The sequence below is a fragment of the Flavobacterium arundinis genome, assembly GCF_038289855.1.
In the GTDB taxonomy this organism is placed as follows: domain Bacteria; phylum Bacteroidota; class Bacteroidia; order Flavobacteriales; family Flavobacteriaceae; genus Flavobacterium; species Flavobacterium arundinis.
This window is the reverse complement of the sequence record NZ_JBBYHR010000001.1, coordinates 429,283-444,227: the sequence shown is the minus strand read 5'-3', so window position 1 is coordinate 444,227 and position 14,945 is coordinate 429,283. Positions and strand designations below refer to the sequence as shown.

13 protein-coding genes are annotated in these 14,945 nt (G+C 43.4%); 10 read left to right on the top strand and 3 right to left on the bottom strand.

Features of this window, described 5'->3' with window-relative positions:
* Window positions 1–183 precede the first annotated feature (183 nt).
* From pfkA to AAEO56_RS01985, 3 genes are all read left to right on the top strand, one after another.
* Window positions 184–1,170 carry a 6-phosphofructokinase gene (pfkA, locus tag AAEO56_RS01995; RefSeq protein ID WP_341695340.1) on the top strand — a complete coding sequence of 329 codons (987 nt, stop codon included), beginning with the start codon at window positions 184–186 and terminating at the stop codon, window positions 1,168–1,170.
* 36 nt (window positions 1,171–1,206) lie between these two features.
* Entirely contained in the window at window positions 1,207–2,208 is a 1,002-nt protein-coding gene (gene gap / locus AAEO56_RS01990) for a type I glyceraldehyde-3-phosphate dehydrogenase (protein ID WP_341695339.1), read from the top strand.
* A 152-nt stretch (window positions 2,209–2,360) separates the two neighbouring features.
* Window positions 2,361–3,212, top strand: coding sequence for an N-acetylglucosamine kinase (locus AAEO56_RS01985; RefSeq protein ID WP_341695338.1), 852 nt, complete (start codon window positions 2,361–2,363; stop codon window positions 3,210–3,212).
* A gap of 75 nt (window positions 3,213–3,287) precedes the next feature.
* Here AAEO56_RS01985 and AAEO56_RS01980 read toward each other — a convergent pair whose 3' ends face one another.
* Both AAEO56_RS01980 and AAEO56_RS01975 read right to left on the bottom strand, forming a co-directional pair.
* A complete protein-coding gene (locus AAEO56_RS01980) occupies window positions 3,288–3,668 on the bottom strand; it encodes a RidA family protein (protein WP_341695337.1) in 381 nt (126 codons plus the stop codon).
* Between the two features lie 450 nt (window positions 3,669–4,118).
* Window positions 4,119–6,836 (bottom strand): putative LPS assembly protein LptD, encoded by a 2,718-nt coding sequence (locus AAEO56_RS01975; protein ID WP_341695336.1) that lies wholly within the window; start codon window positions 6,834–6,836, stop codon window positions 4,119–4,121.
* A gap of 58 nt (window positions 6,837–6,894) precedes the next feature.
* Here AAEO56_RS01975 and AAEO56_RS01970 point away from each other — a divergent pair, with 58 nt between their 5' ends.
* Together AAEO56_RS01970 and AAEO56_RS01965 are read left to right on the top strand one after the other, a co-directional pair.
* A complete protein-coding gene (locus AAEO56_RS01970; RefSeq protein ID WP_341695335.1) occupies window positions 6,895–7,995 on the top strand; it encodes an N-acetylmuramoyl-L-alanine amidase family protein in 1,101 nt (366 codons plus the stop codon).
* Window positions 7,996–8,220: 225 nt separating this feature from the next.
* A complete protein-coding gene (locus tag AAEO56_RS01965) occupies window positions 8,221–9,369 on the top strand; it encodes an N-acetylmuramoyl-L-alanine amidase family protein (RefSeq protein WP_341695334.1) in 1,149 nt (382 codons plus the stop codon).
* A gap of 68 nt (window positions 9,370–9,437) precedes the next feature.
* Here the strand turns inward: AAEO56_RS01965 and AAEO56_RS01960 are convergent, their stop codons facing one another.
* On the bottom strand, window positions 9,438–10,319 hold the full coding sequence (locus tag AAEO56_RS01960; RefSeq protein WP_341695333.1) for a hypothetical protein: 882 nt from the start codon (window positions 10,317–10,319) through the stop codon (window positions 9,438–9,440).
* A 524-nt stretch (window positions 10,320–10,843) separates the two neighbouring features.
* Between AAEO56_RS01960 and AAEO56_RS01955 the strand changes: the two genes are divergently transcribed.
* Genes AAEO56_RS01955 through AAEO56_RS01935 form a run of 5 tightly spaced genes read left to right on the top strand, consistent with a single transcriptional unit; the run spans window position 10,844 to window position 14,903 of the window.
* Complete coding sequence (locus AAEO56_RS01955) at window positions 10,844–11,791, top strand: MlaD family protein (RefSeq protein WP_341695332.1); 948 nt, start codon at window positions 10,844–10,846, stop codon at window positions 11,789–11,791.
* A 36-nt stretch (window positions 11,792–11,827) separates the two neighbouring features.
* Window positions 11,828–13,159, top strand: a complete 1,332-nt coding sequence (locus AAEO56_RS01950; RefSeq protein WP_341695331.1) for a (Fe-S)-binding protein — start codon at window positions 11,828–11,830, stop codon at window positions 13,157–13,159.
* Window positions 13,159–13,611, top strand: coding sequence for an LNS2 domain-containing protein (locus AAEO56_RS01945; protein ID WP_341695330.1), 453 nt, complete (start codon window positions 13,159–13,161; stop codon window positions 13,609–13,611). Before AAEO56_RS01950 ends, AAEO56_RS01945 begins: the two co-directional genes overlap by 1 nt.
* Window positions 13,612–13,614: 3 nt before the next feature.
* Entirely contained in the window at window positions 13,615–14,409 is a 795-nt protein-coding gene (locus AAEO56_RS01940; RefSeq protein WP_341695329.1) for a (Fe-S)-binding protein, read from the top strand.
* A gap of 11 nt (window positions 14,410–14,420) precedes the next feature.
* Complete coding sequence (locus AAEO56_RS01935) at window positions 14,421–14,903, top strand: ABC transporter ATPase (protein WP_341695328.1); 483 nt, start codon at window positions 14,421–14,423, stop codon at window positions 14,901–14,903.
* Window positions 14,904–14,945 lie beyond the last annotated feature (42 nt).

Here is a 14,945-nt window from a genome sequence, read left to right as displayed (position 1 = left end):
TTTGTAATGTGGAAAAAAAGCAGCTGTATTTTAGTGATGCAGCTGCTTTTTATGTTTTTTAACATATCATAAAGAAAAACTTATTAACGAAAACGTTTGAAATGTTGCAGATTTAATAATGGAATGCAAAATCAAATAAATAATTGATATTAAATTATTAATTTTACAATCAAATACTAAAAAATGTCACTTAACGTAAAAAAAATAGGTGTGCTGACATCCGGTGGTGACTCCCCGGGAATGAATGCCGCCATCAGGGCCGTTGTTCGTACGTGTGCCTTTCATAACATAGAATGCGCAGGTGTTTACAGGGGTTACCAGGGAATGATTGAGGGGGATTTTAAGGAAATGGGCCCCCGCAGCGTAAATAACATCATTAATAAAGGAGGTACTGTATTAAAATCGGCAAGGTCTAAAGAATTCATGACTGAAGAAGGCCGTAAGAAAGCCCATGCCAATCTGGTAAAGAACAATATAGATGCGCTTGTAGTAATAGGAGGGAACGGCAGCTTTACTGGGGCATTGCTGTTCAACAAAGAGTTTAACTTCCCCGTGATCGGAATACCCGGCACTATTGACAATGATATTTTCGGTACCAGCTTTACGCTTGGCTACGATACTGCACTTAATACTGTAGTAGAAGTTATCGACAAGATACGGGACACGGCAAGCTCGCACAACAGGCTTTTCTTTATAGAGGTTATGGGGCGCGATGCAGGCCATATTGCGCTTAATGCCGGTATTGGAGCAGGTGCAGAAGAGATATTGATCCCAGAGGAAGACATGGGGCTTGACAGGCTCCTGGATTCGTTACGGAAAAGTAAGGCTTCGGGCAAATCATCAAGTATTGTGGTGATTGCCGAAGGTGATAAAATAGGCAAAAGCGCCTTTGAACTCAAAGACTATGTAGAGGAGAATATGCCGGAGTATGACGTTCGTGTATCCATATTAGGACACATGCAGCGCGGCGGGTCGCCATCGTGTTTTGACAGGGTTCTGGCCAGCAGGCTTGGCGTTAAAGCTGTGGAAACCCTTCTTGAAGGAAAATCCAACTACATGGTAGGGCTTATAAAAGACGAGATTACGCTTACACCACTTGAGCAGGCTGTGAAAGGCAAAACTCAGGTGGACAAGGAACTCATTCGCGTTTCTGACATTGTTTCTATCTAAATTCAAATAAAAAAATCCAAAAAACATCTATTTAAAATGACAAAAGTTAAATTAGGAATAAACGGTTTTGGCCGTATTGGCCGTATCGTTTTCCGCGAAACCTTTAATAGGGATAATGTAGAAGTGGTAGCCATAAACGACCTGCTTGATGTAGATCACCTGGCCTACCTTTTAAAATATGATTCAGTACACGGCCGTTTTGCAGGCACAGTTGAAGTAAAAGACAACCAGCTTTATGTAAACGGAAAACATATCAGGGTAACTGCTGCCAAAGACCCTTCGACCCTTAAATGGGATGAGGTTGGTGTTGATGTGGTTGCAGAGTGTACCGGTATCTTTACAACACTTGAAACAGCACAGGCCCACATTACAGGTGGCGCTAAAAAAGTGATCATTTCGGCTCCGTCTGCAGATGCGCCAATGTTCGTTATGGGTGTAAACCATGACAAAGCTACTGCTGCTGATACTATCGTGTCGAATGCTTCATGTACTACCAACTGCCTTGCACCGCTTGCAAAAGTGATCAATGACAACTTCGGTATTGTGGAAGGCCTTATGACGACAATACACGCTACTACAGCAACACAGCTTACCGTTGACGGACCGTCAAGAAAAGATTTCCGTGGCGGAAGGGCGGCATTGCTTAACATCATCCCTGCAAGTACAGGCGCTGCAAAAGCAGTAGGGAAAGTAATCCCGGAACTTAACGGCAAACTTACAGGTATGTCGATGCGCGTTCCTACAGCAGACGTATCGGTAGTAGACCTTACCGTGAAGCTTGCTAAAGAAACTACCTATGAGGAGATCATGGCAGTGCTTAAAAATGCTTCTGAAACCAACCTGAAAGGGATCCTTGGCTATACAGAAGACGATGTGGTATCGCAGGATTTCATATCCGATTCAAGGACTAGCATTGTTGATGCCAAAGCAGGTATCGGGCTTAACTCAACGTTCTTCAAGATTGTTTCATGGTATGACAACGAGTACGGCTATTCCAGCAAACTTATCGACCTTTCGGTGCATATTGCATCTTTGTAATATTTTTATATTTGTCCCGGTTTTCTTTTCGAAGGCCGGGACTTATTGTTTTTTATAAAGGGAGTTAACCTTATGATGGCGGAAACATAACTATAAGGTAATTTTCATAGCAAACACAAAAGCGACTAACCCAAAACAAACCCAATATATTTATGAAATTACTAGTTGACAGTGGTGCCACAAAAGCTGACTGGATTGCCTTGGATGATGATGGCAACAGGCTTTTTAACACACAAACGCTGGGCCTGAGCCCTGAAGTCATCAATAGGGAAGAGGCCATAGAAAGGCTTGAAGCCCGTTTTGATATTTATAACAACCGTATGGAGGTAAGCAGCCTTTATTTTTACGGTGCCGGATGTGGTACCGACAGGATGAAGGACTTTATGACGGATATTTTCGAGGAGTTTTTCCCGAATGCTGAAGTGATAAGCGTTAAAGAAGACACCTACGCTGCCGCCTATGCTACCAATCCCACCAACGATAAGGCCATCATCTGTATCCTTGGTACAGGCTCTAACTGCAGTTATTTTGACGGCGAGAAACTACACCAGAAGGTACAATCGCTGGGCTACATAGCGATGGACGATTGCAGCGGTAACCGTTTTGGCAGGGACTTATTACGTGCCTACTACTTCAATAAAATGCCTGCCCACCTGGCTAAAAAATTCGAAGCGGAATATGAACTTGACCCGGATACTATAAAACACAATCTTTACAAAGAACCTAACCCGAATGCGTATCTGGCTACCTTTGCAAAGTTCCTTATACAGCACCGCGAAGAGCCGTTTTTTAAATCGCTTATCGTTGATGCCATGCAGACATTTGTAGACAACTACATTACACAATATGAGAACGCCCATGAGGTGCCTGTTCACTTTGTAGGCTCGATAGCTTTTTACCTGAAAGCCGAACTGGCCGAGGTATTAAGCAAAAATAACCTGAAATTGGGCAATGTGCTCAGGAGGCCTATCGATGGACTTATTGAATATCACGAGGTTAACTGATACGGTATACCAATATAACAAATGACAAAGGCCCTGCATTAGCGGGGCCTTTTGATATGAAACATTCAATGTTTTTTAAAGTATTGCTATCATCGAAATCTCTACGTTCACGTTCTTAGGCAGCCTTGCCACTTGTACCGTTTCGCGAGCGGGTGCGTTGCTTTCATCGAAATAACTTCCGTAAACGCCGTTTATCTTCGCAAAGTCATCCATATCCATAATGAATATGGTCGCCTTAACTACATTGCCAAAACCCATGCCCGCAGCTTCAAGTACTGCTTTCATGTTTTCCATAACTTGTTTAGTCTCGGTTTCGATATCGCCTGTAATAAGGTCACCTGTCTCGGGGTGCAGCGCTATCTGGCCTGAGGTATAAAGTGTGTTGCCTGCCAATACTGCCTGGCTGTAAGGCCCTATTGGAGCCGTTGCCTTTTCTGTAAATATTATTTTTTTCATATTATTTAAGTTTATTCAGATATACATTCGTTGCTGACCATTATACCTTTCTCTTCTAAATCTCTTTTTAGCATTAGCCACGTTTTAGTCGTAAGTGTACTGCCACAATAATGAGTTGATTCGGACTCTGCGGTCAATTTGAGTGAATATGCCCTTTTGTAGCGTTTTTCAAAACTTACTCTCTGTATGTCCTGAAAAGGGATGGTCACATCTATCCAGGAAAGATAATGGTTTCTTATTATTAAGGAATTATCTTCAATTATAAAATAATACATTTCAAAACTGAAGATAAAAAACATTGCGATGCATGGTAATGATAAAACAAAAATGCTGGTTAGCAGAGATTTAATTGAAACGGAAAAAATAATATATATATGCATTGAAGAAAGACAAGCCACTATAATCGTGTTACCATTTACATATGGATTCCCTCTGTAAAAAGTCCTCATACTACCTGATTACCCTGTCAGGCACCTGGCGCTTATCCCACTTGATATCGCTAAGTACCGACGATTTTATTCCAATAAAGAACCCCCAGGAAGTATTCTGTCCAATAGGGATCCAGTTGAAATCCATCCTCCAGCTAAGGAGGTCGCGCTCAAAGCGGAGCTGGGTATAGGTAACGCCTTTCTGTACAAAGTCATATCCCGAAGAAAAGCCCATTTTCCACCTTGGCGTAATGTCAAGGTTGCCCGAAAGCATGATCGAGTTGCCTATTATCTTTCGTTCCCTGGCATTATTAGAATAGGTAAGGGAATAGGCGAACTTAAGGTCCCATGGGAGTTTCGCATTAAAAAAGCCTCCTTCGGTTTTGCCTTCCTTCGTGTCGTCTTCTTCGTTAAACATGCTCTTACGGCTATCGCTAAGGTCGGTTGCCCGTCCAAACAGGTCATCTTCGCGTCCACCGTTGCGCGCCGTCTGGCTGTCTTCATCCTCGCCATCGCCCGATTTGCCGTCTTCGCTCGTGATCGAGTAGTTAAGCGTTACATTGGCACTGGTCATCCTGAAGAGGCTTCCGCCATTATCAATATTATAGGTATTGATTCGATTTCCGGCATTGTTTATGGCATAAGGGTCGAGTGTAGTACCAAAGTTGATATTCATTTTTTCCTTAAAAAGGTTGGTACCCGCGGAAACCCTTAACGGCTGCCATGCCAGTGAATCGGCAGCCATATCATAGCTGGTAGTGAAGTTTAGGTTGTTAAGCAGCATTACTTTTTTTGGTTCGCCCTTGTTGTCTTTTTCGTCGTCGTTGCGCACCTTTGCCTCAAATGTATTGTTTACCGCTATACCTACATTGCTGGCATACCTTTGGCCGGGCGCCCCAAAAAGGCCTCCGTCAAAACGGCTGTACTGTTTTAATGCCCCTGATGCATCATACTGGTAGTAATCATAATACTGGTCAAAACTCGGGGAGTAGCTATATGATACCGACGGGCGCATTACGTGGCGTATGGCCTGTATCTTGCTTTTTTCTCCAAAAGGGAACGTACCGTATATCGTTGTACCGATGCTTGATGAAAAGTTATAGGTACGGAAGGAGTCAAACCCCTTAATATCCCTTGTAAGCGCCTTTGCACTATCGGCATTAAACTCCCTTTTTACAGTATTCATTACCCATGTTTCCTGGTAGTTGGTGCTTGCCGTAACACTGAAATATTTGAATATTTTAAAGTTCGTGCTCAGCGGTATGGTATGCTGCAGCCCTGATTTTGCGTCGCGGAACATTTCCGGCTTGAAGAAAAGCGAATCGTAAGTGGCTATCCTGTTCTCGCCGCGAAGGTTGTACTGTAGGTTGATATTTTTTATAAGGCCTTTCTTGGGAGCATCGCCCGGTGCGAAAGGGAAAATCCTGTCAACGCTGGCCTGCAGGGTAGGCAGGGTCATGTTGATGGCTTTGGTATTGGTATTCTGGTTGTGTGTGGCGCTAAGGGAAAAGTTTACCTGTGGAACGGTCTGGAAGGTCTTCGAATACGAAACCGAAGACTGCATTGTATTATTAAGGCTTGCACCTATATTATTAAGGTTAAGCGACTGCCTGTAATATTGGCTGGAACCGAGGTTCACACTGGCCGAGAAGCGGGAATTTGGGTTGGCCTTTCCATCCTGGCTGTGGGACCACTGGATGTTGTATTGCTTTGACTTGGCATAATCAGGGAAACCCCTTTCACTTTGAAGGTTATTTTCAAAACGCAGGTTTACGTTACCGTTAAACTTGTAGCGTTGGGCATAGCTGGACTGGAACCGGAGGCCGTAGCTTCCGTTGGTATAATAATCTCCGAGAATGGCAAGATCATAATATTCGCTGAGTGCAAGATAATACCCGCCATTTTGAAGGAAGTAGCCCTGCCGGTTGTTATCTCCGAATGTTGGTACAATAAAGCCCGATTCTGCCTTGGTGGTCATTGGGAAAAAGGCAAAAGGGAGCATTAATGGCGTAGGAACATCGGCAATAACAAGGTTGGTAGGCCCTACGACTACTTTTTTGCCGGGAACGAATTTGATCTTGGGCGAATAAAAATAATATTCCGGATTGTTGATGTCTTTGGCAGTAGTAAAGCGTGCACCCTTTATAAAGTAAACCGAATCGTTTTCTTTTTTTGTCAGTTCGCCACGTACCCTGAATTCCCCCTGGTCGGAACGGGAGTTCCATACCCGGGCCTTTTTGCTCACGGTATTAAAGTGTATCGAATCGGCTTCAACTACGTTGTTGCCCTGCTTAAAATAGGGGTATTGTGTATAGTTGCCCAATGAATCTTTAAGCCTTCCGGCAAAGACTTCATCTTTATCATATTTCATAATAATCTGCCCCGATTTGAGTTGTATATCTGTATAGTTCAACTCGGCTTCATCATGAAGGATAAGCATTTTATTTTTCTGGTCAAGCTTTTCGTAACCCTTGGCTGTACGCTTTACAATTGCATCAAGGCCCTTTTTCTTTTTCTTAACAGAATCCCCTTCAGCGAAGGCTACAGGGTTAATTACCAGGCTGTCAACCGGTTTTTCTGTAGCGGTCGTGGTTGCCGGCTTTACCGGGACTTCCTGAGCCGAAGCCCCGAAAATTCCGATTGTTAGGAAAATTGCTGATAAAACGATATGGAATAAGTTCGTACGCAACGGTGTTAATGCTATTTTTGTAAAAATGCGGCCTGTTTTTTGAAGTGTCAAACTTACAATAATTTTGTCAATTAACCATTAAATGTAATTATAACGCAAGCAAGGTATTATGGATATTGCAATAATAACAAATAACAGATTAAAACTGGCTTTCCTTGCTTTTATTGCATGCATGGGTACAGTTTTTGGGCAGGGAAATTCTAAATTCAGGGTGGTGCTGGATCCGGGGCATGGTTCCCAGGATACCGGCGCATCATACCATGGCTTTAAAGAAAAAGATATCGTGCTGAGTGTAGCGCTGAAGGTGGGCAAGCTACTTGAAAAGGAAGGCGTGCAGGTGATATATACCCGTAAAACCGATGTGTTTATTGAGTTAGACGAGCGCTGCAATATTGCCAACAAAGCAGAGGCTGACCTGTTTGTTTCCATCCACTGTAATGGCGAAACTAAAAAAACAGCGTATGGTGCCGAGACGTATGTAATGGGTACTGCGAAAAATGCGTCGCACCTTGAAGTGGCAAAAAAGGAAAACTCGGTTATTAGTTTCGAGGCAGATAAAACGCGATATGAAGGTTTTGATCCGGCTAAGCCCGAAACGATCATCGGCCTTACACTGTTAAATGAACAGTCGGCGTTCCAAAGTATTGATCTCGCCATAAAGATACAAGATGGTTTCAACAGGAGCCTTAAAAGGAAGGACAGGGGAGTGAAGCAGGCGCCATTTTGGGTATTGCACAGAACGGCCATGCCAAGCGTACTGATTGAGCTTGGTTTTATTTCTTACCAGCAGGAAGGGCAATACCTGAGCTCTGATGCGGGCCAGGACGAAATTGCCGAAGCGATAGCAAAATCAATAATGGACTATAAAAAAGAATATTTTATTGCCGGGGATGTTAGTTATACAGACACGCGCGATGATGAGGATTTAAAGCCTGCACCGAAAATTTCGACTCCCAAAGCAGCGGCGGCTCCCAAAGTGGCCGCTGCCCCAAAAAAAGGGGAGAGCTTCAGGATACAGATTGCCACAGGAGGCAAGGACTTGGCACTGAAGCCATCCAATTTTAAGGGTCTTAAGAATGTCACTAAGGATAAGAGTTCGTCAACCATAAGATATTTTTACGGAGAAACCACAGACCGGGAACAAGCCGATAAACTTTTGGCGGAGGCAAAGGCAAAGGGATATCGCGACGCATTTATAGTGGCTTTTTAATGTAGCGTGAAGTATGGCACTTATCAAATAATAAAGATAATCCTAGTGCGTTGTTATTCAGAAGATACCTGTAAAGTGTGGCAGTGCCGACTGCAATTTATAGGAAATTTACTTATAAAAGGGTCTTAAATTTGTTTGCAGCCAATATGATTAATACTATTTTTGTAAAAAATAGCTTATTTTTAAGGAGGAAGTTGATCAATTTTAATCGAAATCAGCTATAAAATGCATAACACGATCAGGAAAATGGATATTGCAATGACAGGGAACATGAAGCTAAAACTGGCTTTCTTTACATTTATTTTATGCTGCAGCGCTGCTTTTGCGCAGGGTAATTCGAAATTCCGGGTTGTTTTGGATCCGGGGCATGGCGCCAAGGATTACGGTGCCGTTTACCATGGTTTCATCGAAAAGAACATAGCGCTTAATGTAGTGCTTAAAGTAGGAAAGATATTGGAAAAAGACCCGGGTGTCCAGGTTATATACACCCGAAAGACCGATGTTTTTATTGAACTTGGTGAGCGCTGCAATATTGCCAACAGGGCCGATGCCAACGTTTTTGTTTCAATACACTGTAATGGCGAAAGCAAGAAGACGGCTTATGGCACCGAGACATTTGTTATTGGTACGACCAAAAATGCTTCCAACCTTGAGGTGGCTAAAAAGGAGAATGCTGTTATCAGCCTCGAGCAGGATTATAAGGTGAAATATGCAGGTTATGATCCCAACAGGCCCGAAAGCATGATAGGACTCATGCTCCAGCAGGAAGAATACATCAACCAAAGCATCGACCTTGCCAGCAAAGTAGAGGAGAACTTTACAGACAACCTTAAAAGAAAGAAACGCGGCGTAAAGCAGGCTCCGTTTTTAGTACTGCATAAAACAGCGATGCCCAGCATACTGATAGAGCTTGGATTCCTTTCTTACCAGCCGGAAGGGGAGTACCTCAATTCCGACGCGGGGCAGGACGAGCTTGCCGAATCGATAGCAAAAGCGATCCTTGCCTATAAAAAAGAATATTTCATCCCGGGAACTTCTGATTACTCAGAGCCGGCTGTTGTTAATGAGCCAAAAGCGACACCAAAGGCCGATAAACCTGTAACGAAACCTGCAACTGACAATACTCCTGCATCGTCTAAAGGCCAAAGCTACAGGGTACAGATCGCTGCCAGTGGGAAAGACCTCGAAACCGTGCCTTCTAATTTCAACGGGCTTGGCAATATTACCAAAGAAAAGGGCGCATCTGTTATAAAATATTTTTATGGGGAGACGGACAACCGTGAAGAAGCTAAAACACTTTTGGCGGAAGCAAAAGCAAAAGGATATACTTCTGCTTTCATAGCTACATTTAAGGACGGTAAAAAGGTCAATTAGATATGATCTGAAATTGATAAAGGGCTGCAGGAATCTATCTTGCAGCCTTTTATTATTATGTATTGTTTTTATTCCGAAGCCTGCATCGCATTCGCCGTTTTGCTTTTCACATCTTCAAAATCATCGTTAAAGAAGGTTGAGGCATCTTCTATCTGTGCCTTTTGGGCCCCGGTGACAAATTTTTCGAAGTCACGTTTTATATCCGGGTTGTTCAATGCTTCATAGTCAAAAACATTGCTGGCATACAGGTATTCGAAATGCATGTCGACTTCCTCATAGCTGGCGCAGGAGGAGCTCCACTTAGTGTTTTCACGTGTAAATAGTACTTTGTACTGTTTTATTTTTGGAATGTACATTATTTGGCTGCCGATCTTTAGTACTTCCACGCAAACGCCAACGGTGATGGTTTTATAACTATCCTTGTTGGCTTCGATTCCGGCTCTCAGGGCTCCACCCTGTTTTTCAAGGAACGATTTAAAGGATTGCAGCGCCTGGCCTTCGCCTGTAGCTATGTCCAGTACAAGGTTGATGAAATCCCCCGCTATCTCTACACCTCTCGTCCTTCTGGTGTAAGTTTGCATATCTATTTTGGATGGCCCCATCAGCGGAAGCTTTGAGAGGGCCAGTTCCCAAAGATCGGCATCGGTTTTATACTGAGGCCCTTTTGCCGCAGCATACCGGTTTATGTAAGAAGTTACCACCGATGTCAGTGAAATCAGCAGTGATTTCAATTCGGCCAGCTTTGCCGTTACAATAGGGTCTTGCAGCAGTTCGACACCGCAAATAAACTGGATCAGTCCGTCTTTATCCGCGTACGGATCGTCTCCTCCAAAGGCAAGTTCTTTGCCGGCAAATTCAGGAACATTGAAAAAATCTTCAGCTTCTCCCAGCTGCGCTTTAAAGCTTTTGTGGCTTAGGTTGATTCCTAGTTTTTGTTGTAAATTTTTCATGGTTACTATGATTTAATTTTTCCTACTCATAAGGCTTTTCGGATTCCGCCCCCGTTTTTATAGTGTTCAGGAACTTCACTTTTTTTGACTATAGAATCTTTAAAAAAAGAAAATACTTGAGATTTTTGGGGTAACCCATGATACTCTGGAGCTACGTCGATGCATTTTAGTGCCTGATCATCTGCATCCTGATAACAGGTTCAAAGTTATTGGTAATCAGTGTTTTATAAATATTCGTTTTATGCATTATCGCATCGTATCTATGCTTTGTCTATGTTTTTTAGCGTCAAAAACATAAAATGCAACGTGAATAAACGGCAGTTGAATAGATGCATCTGAAAGTCGTTGCATGTATTATTCAATAGGCTACTATTTACAGATTGCCTTAGCTATTTTGGGTTTAAATCTCAAATCCTTAAAAACAATACCGTTAAATTTTTGTAATTTCTTTTATAAGGCTTTTACCATAATATTCACATTGTAATATTTATATTTGCCCTACATTTGTTAAAAAATAATCTATTTTGAAAGTAACAAGAGAAGCAAAAACGGCAATATTAGTTATAGGCGCTATACTATTATTTATTTGGGGATACAGCTTCCTGAAAGGAAGGGACCTCTTTAATTCTTACAAGACCTATTATGTTATATATAAGGATGTGGAAGGGCTTTCGCCATCTGCACCAATTACGCTTAACGGGTTGGTAGTTGGAAAAGTAACCGGTATAACTTTTACGGACCATGAAACGGGCCTGCTGAAAGTAGAGATGCAGGTGAAGACAGATTTCCCGATATCTAAATCCAGCTATGCAACGTTGTATGAGCCGGGCTTTATAGGCGGCAAGCAGATCGCGATTATTCCCGATCTTAAAAACCAGACGCCTGCAGAAGATGGCGACCAGCTGAAAGCAGGGCTTAAGCCGGGCATGCTCTCTGTAGTAGGGGAAAAACTTTCGCCGTTACAAACAAAAGTAGAGGCAACCGTAGTTACAGCAGACAGCCTTTTGCACAACCTTAATAATGTTGTGGACAAGCAGACTCAGGAAAACCTGCGCCGCAGTATTGCCGCAATGAGCGCTACCATGCAGGAATTTAATAAGGCAGCCAAATCACTGAATGGTGTAATTTCAGGAAATAAATCAAATATTGATGCCACTATGGCAAATCTTAATAAGACTTCTGCTAACTTTGCTGAAATATCAGACTCTGTTAACCCTGAGCAGCTGGCATCGGCAATAAACAGCCTGGAGCATTCTATGGCAGAAGTAGACAAGATGGTGGCTGATGTACAGTCAGGCAAAGGCTCACTGGGTAAGCTGCTGAAGGATGAGGCTATGTATAATAACCTCGCCGATGCGTCGAATGAGTTGAAATTGTTGCTTGCAGATTTGAAGAATAACCCTAAACGCTACGTTCATTTTTCTGTATTCGGGAAGAAAGGTACGCCTTATGAGGAGGCCCCGAAGAAATAGCTTGAGGGATAAAGACCGACCGATCACCTTGTTATTATGGCTTATATAGACAATATTATTTTTGTTATAGTCCTTGCATTAGGATTTGGGTACTTTGCCCTCAATGTAAAAAAATTGGTACGCAACATCAGGCTTGGGCGTGATACCGACAGGCGCGACAACCCCGGTGAACGCTGGGCCAACATGGCTATGATTGCCCTTGGCCAGTCAAAAATGATGAAGCGGCCTGTTGTGGGCATCTTGCATATTATAGTATATGTCGGCTTCGTGATCATTAATATCGAATTGCTTGAGATAATTATTGACGGTATATTCGGTACACACCGCCTCTTTTCTTTTATGGGCGGCTTTTACAGCTTTCTTATCGGCTTTTTTGAAGTGCTTGCGTTTGGCGTAATCGTTGCGGTTGTCATTTTCTGGCTGCGCAGGAACGTGGTAAAACTTAAACGCTTTGTTCACGGCGACCTTAAAGGCTGGCCGAAAAGCGATGCGAATATCATCCTTTATTTTGAAACCGTATTGATGCTGCTGTTCTTAACAATGAACGGCGCCGACGGCTATCTTCAATCCATTAATGCAGAACATTACACGCATGCAGGGGCTTTTCCTGTTTCAGGATTTATAGCACAGCTTTTTGAAGGGATGGATGCCGGTACGGTAATGATCATTGAAAGAACTGCATGGTGGATGCATATTATAGGTATTCTAATTTTTATGAATTACCTCTATTTCTCTAAACACCTGCACATATTACTTGCGTTTCCTAATACCTATTTTGCCAACCTTAAACCTAAAGGGCAGCTTGAAAACCTGGAATCGGTTACTAATGAGGTAAAGCTCATGATGGACCCGAATGCCGACCCGTTTGCGGCAGCGCCTCCTATGGCAGAAGGCGAAGCGCCTGCAAAATTTGGCGCAAGCGATGTACAGGACCTGAACTGGGTGCAATTGCTGAATGCCTATACATGCACGGAATGTGGCAGGTGTACATCGGTATGCCCGGCGAACCAGACCGGCAAAAAACTTTCGCCAAGGAAGATAATGATGGATACCCGTGACAGGCTTGAAGAAGTAGGCCGCAACATCGATAAAAACAAAGGGACATTTGTAGACGACGGCAAAATGCTCCTCAATGATTATATCACTCCCGAAGAGCTATGGGCCTGCACCACCTGTAATGGTTGTGTGGAAGCCTGCCCGGTAAACATAGACCCGCTTTCCATTATTATGGATATGAGGAGATACCTTGTTATGGAGCAGAGCGCTGCGCCTAAAGAGTTGAATGGTATGATGACCAATATAGAGAACAATGGTGCGCCATGGCAGTATAGCCAGATGGACAGGTTAAACTGGAAAGACGAAGCATAATGAATACGGAAGATATAGACAAAAATTTACAGCCGATAACAGAGAACGGCGAACACCTGAGCCCGATACTTCCGCCGGGTATAAAGAATTACCTGATCGATATAGACGGGACTATTTGTGACGACATACCAAATGAGGAGCCGGAAAGGATGGTAACCGCTGCGGTTTATCCCGATGCCCTTGAAACCCTGAACAGGTGGTATGACGAGGGGCATGTAATCTATTTCTTTACTTCCCGTACCGAAGCACACAGGGAAATAACAGAGGCATGGCTGAATAAATTCGGATTTAAATACCATGGGATGCTTATGGGCAAACCCCGCGGTGGAAATTACCACTGGATAGACAACCACCTTGTAAAGGCAACACGTTACAGGGGAAAATTTACCGACCTGATTGAGAAAGAGGTTACCATTCAGGTTTTTGATGATGGCAAACACGATGAAGATTAAGTTATGACACAGGAAAACATTATAGTTCCTACTATGGCCGAAATGATGGCTACAGGGCAGCAGCCGGAAGTATTATTCTGGGTGGGCTGTTCGGGTAGTTTTGACGACAGGGCCAAAAAGATAACCAAGGCATTTGTGCGGATACTAAACCGTGCCAATGTGCCGTTCGCTGTATTAGGGACCGAGGAAAGCTGTACAGGCGATCCGGCAAAAAGGGCAGGCAATGAGTTCCTGTTCCAGATGCAGGCAATGACCAACATTGAAGTGCTGAATGCCTATGATGTAAAGAAAATAGTGACGGCATGCCCGCACTGTTTTAATACTATAAAGAATGAATATCCGGAACTGGGCGGAAAGTATGAGGTGGTTCACCACACGCAGTTCCTGAAGTCACTGCTGGATGACGGCAGGCTTACCATAGAAGGAGGCCAGTTTAAAGGCAAGAGAATAACCTTCCACGACCCATGTTATTTGGGAAGGGCAAACAATATCTACGAAGCGCCACGCGACCTCATTGAGAAGCTGGATGCTGAGTTGGTTGAGATGAAACGTTCCCGTGCCAACGGCCTTTGCTGTGGTGCAGGCGGTGCGCAGATGTTCAAGGAACCGGAACCGGGTAATAAGGATGTGAATGTGGAAAGGACAGAAGATGCCCTGGAAACGCAGCCTGAGATAATCGCGGCCGGATGCCCTTTCTGCAATACCATGCTCACAGATGGCGTTAAGGCAAAGAACAGGGAACACGATATTAAAGTAATGGATGTGGCGGAATTGATCGCTAATGCTAAGGATTTATAAGAAAAACAATTATGTACGTTCCTTTTGATACACTGCCTGAAGAATCCAGGATATGGATTTACCAGTCGAACAGAAAATTTTCCGATGAGGAAATTGCCGAAATAGAGTCGGCGCTTAAGCACTTCCTTGAAAACTGGGAGGCACATGGCGCCGGGCTTGAAGCTTCGTACCAGATAAAATACAACAGATTCATTATTATTGCTGTTAACCAGGATACTCAGGCTGCCACCGGTTGCTCTATTGATGCATCGGTACAGTTCATTCAGTCTATCGAACAGAAATACGGCGTTGACCTGCTTGACAAGATGAACGTCACCTTTAAGAATGGCGAGCATATTGCTTATAAACCGCTTATTGATTTTAAGAAAATGGCCAAAGAGAAATCAGTTTCGGCCAATACTATAGTTTTTAACAACCTGGTAAACACCGTAGGCGAGTGGGAAGAATACTGGGAAGTACCCGCAGGCGAGAGCTGGCACAGCCGTTTTTTTTAACAGGCTTTGCATAGTCGGGACAAGTAAGGAATCATCATTATG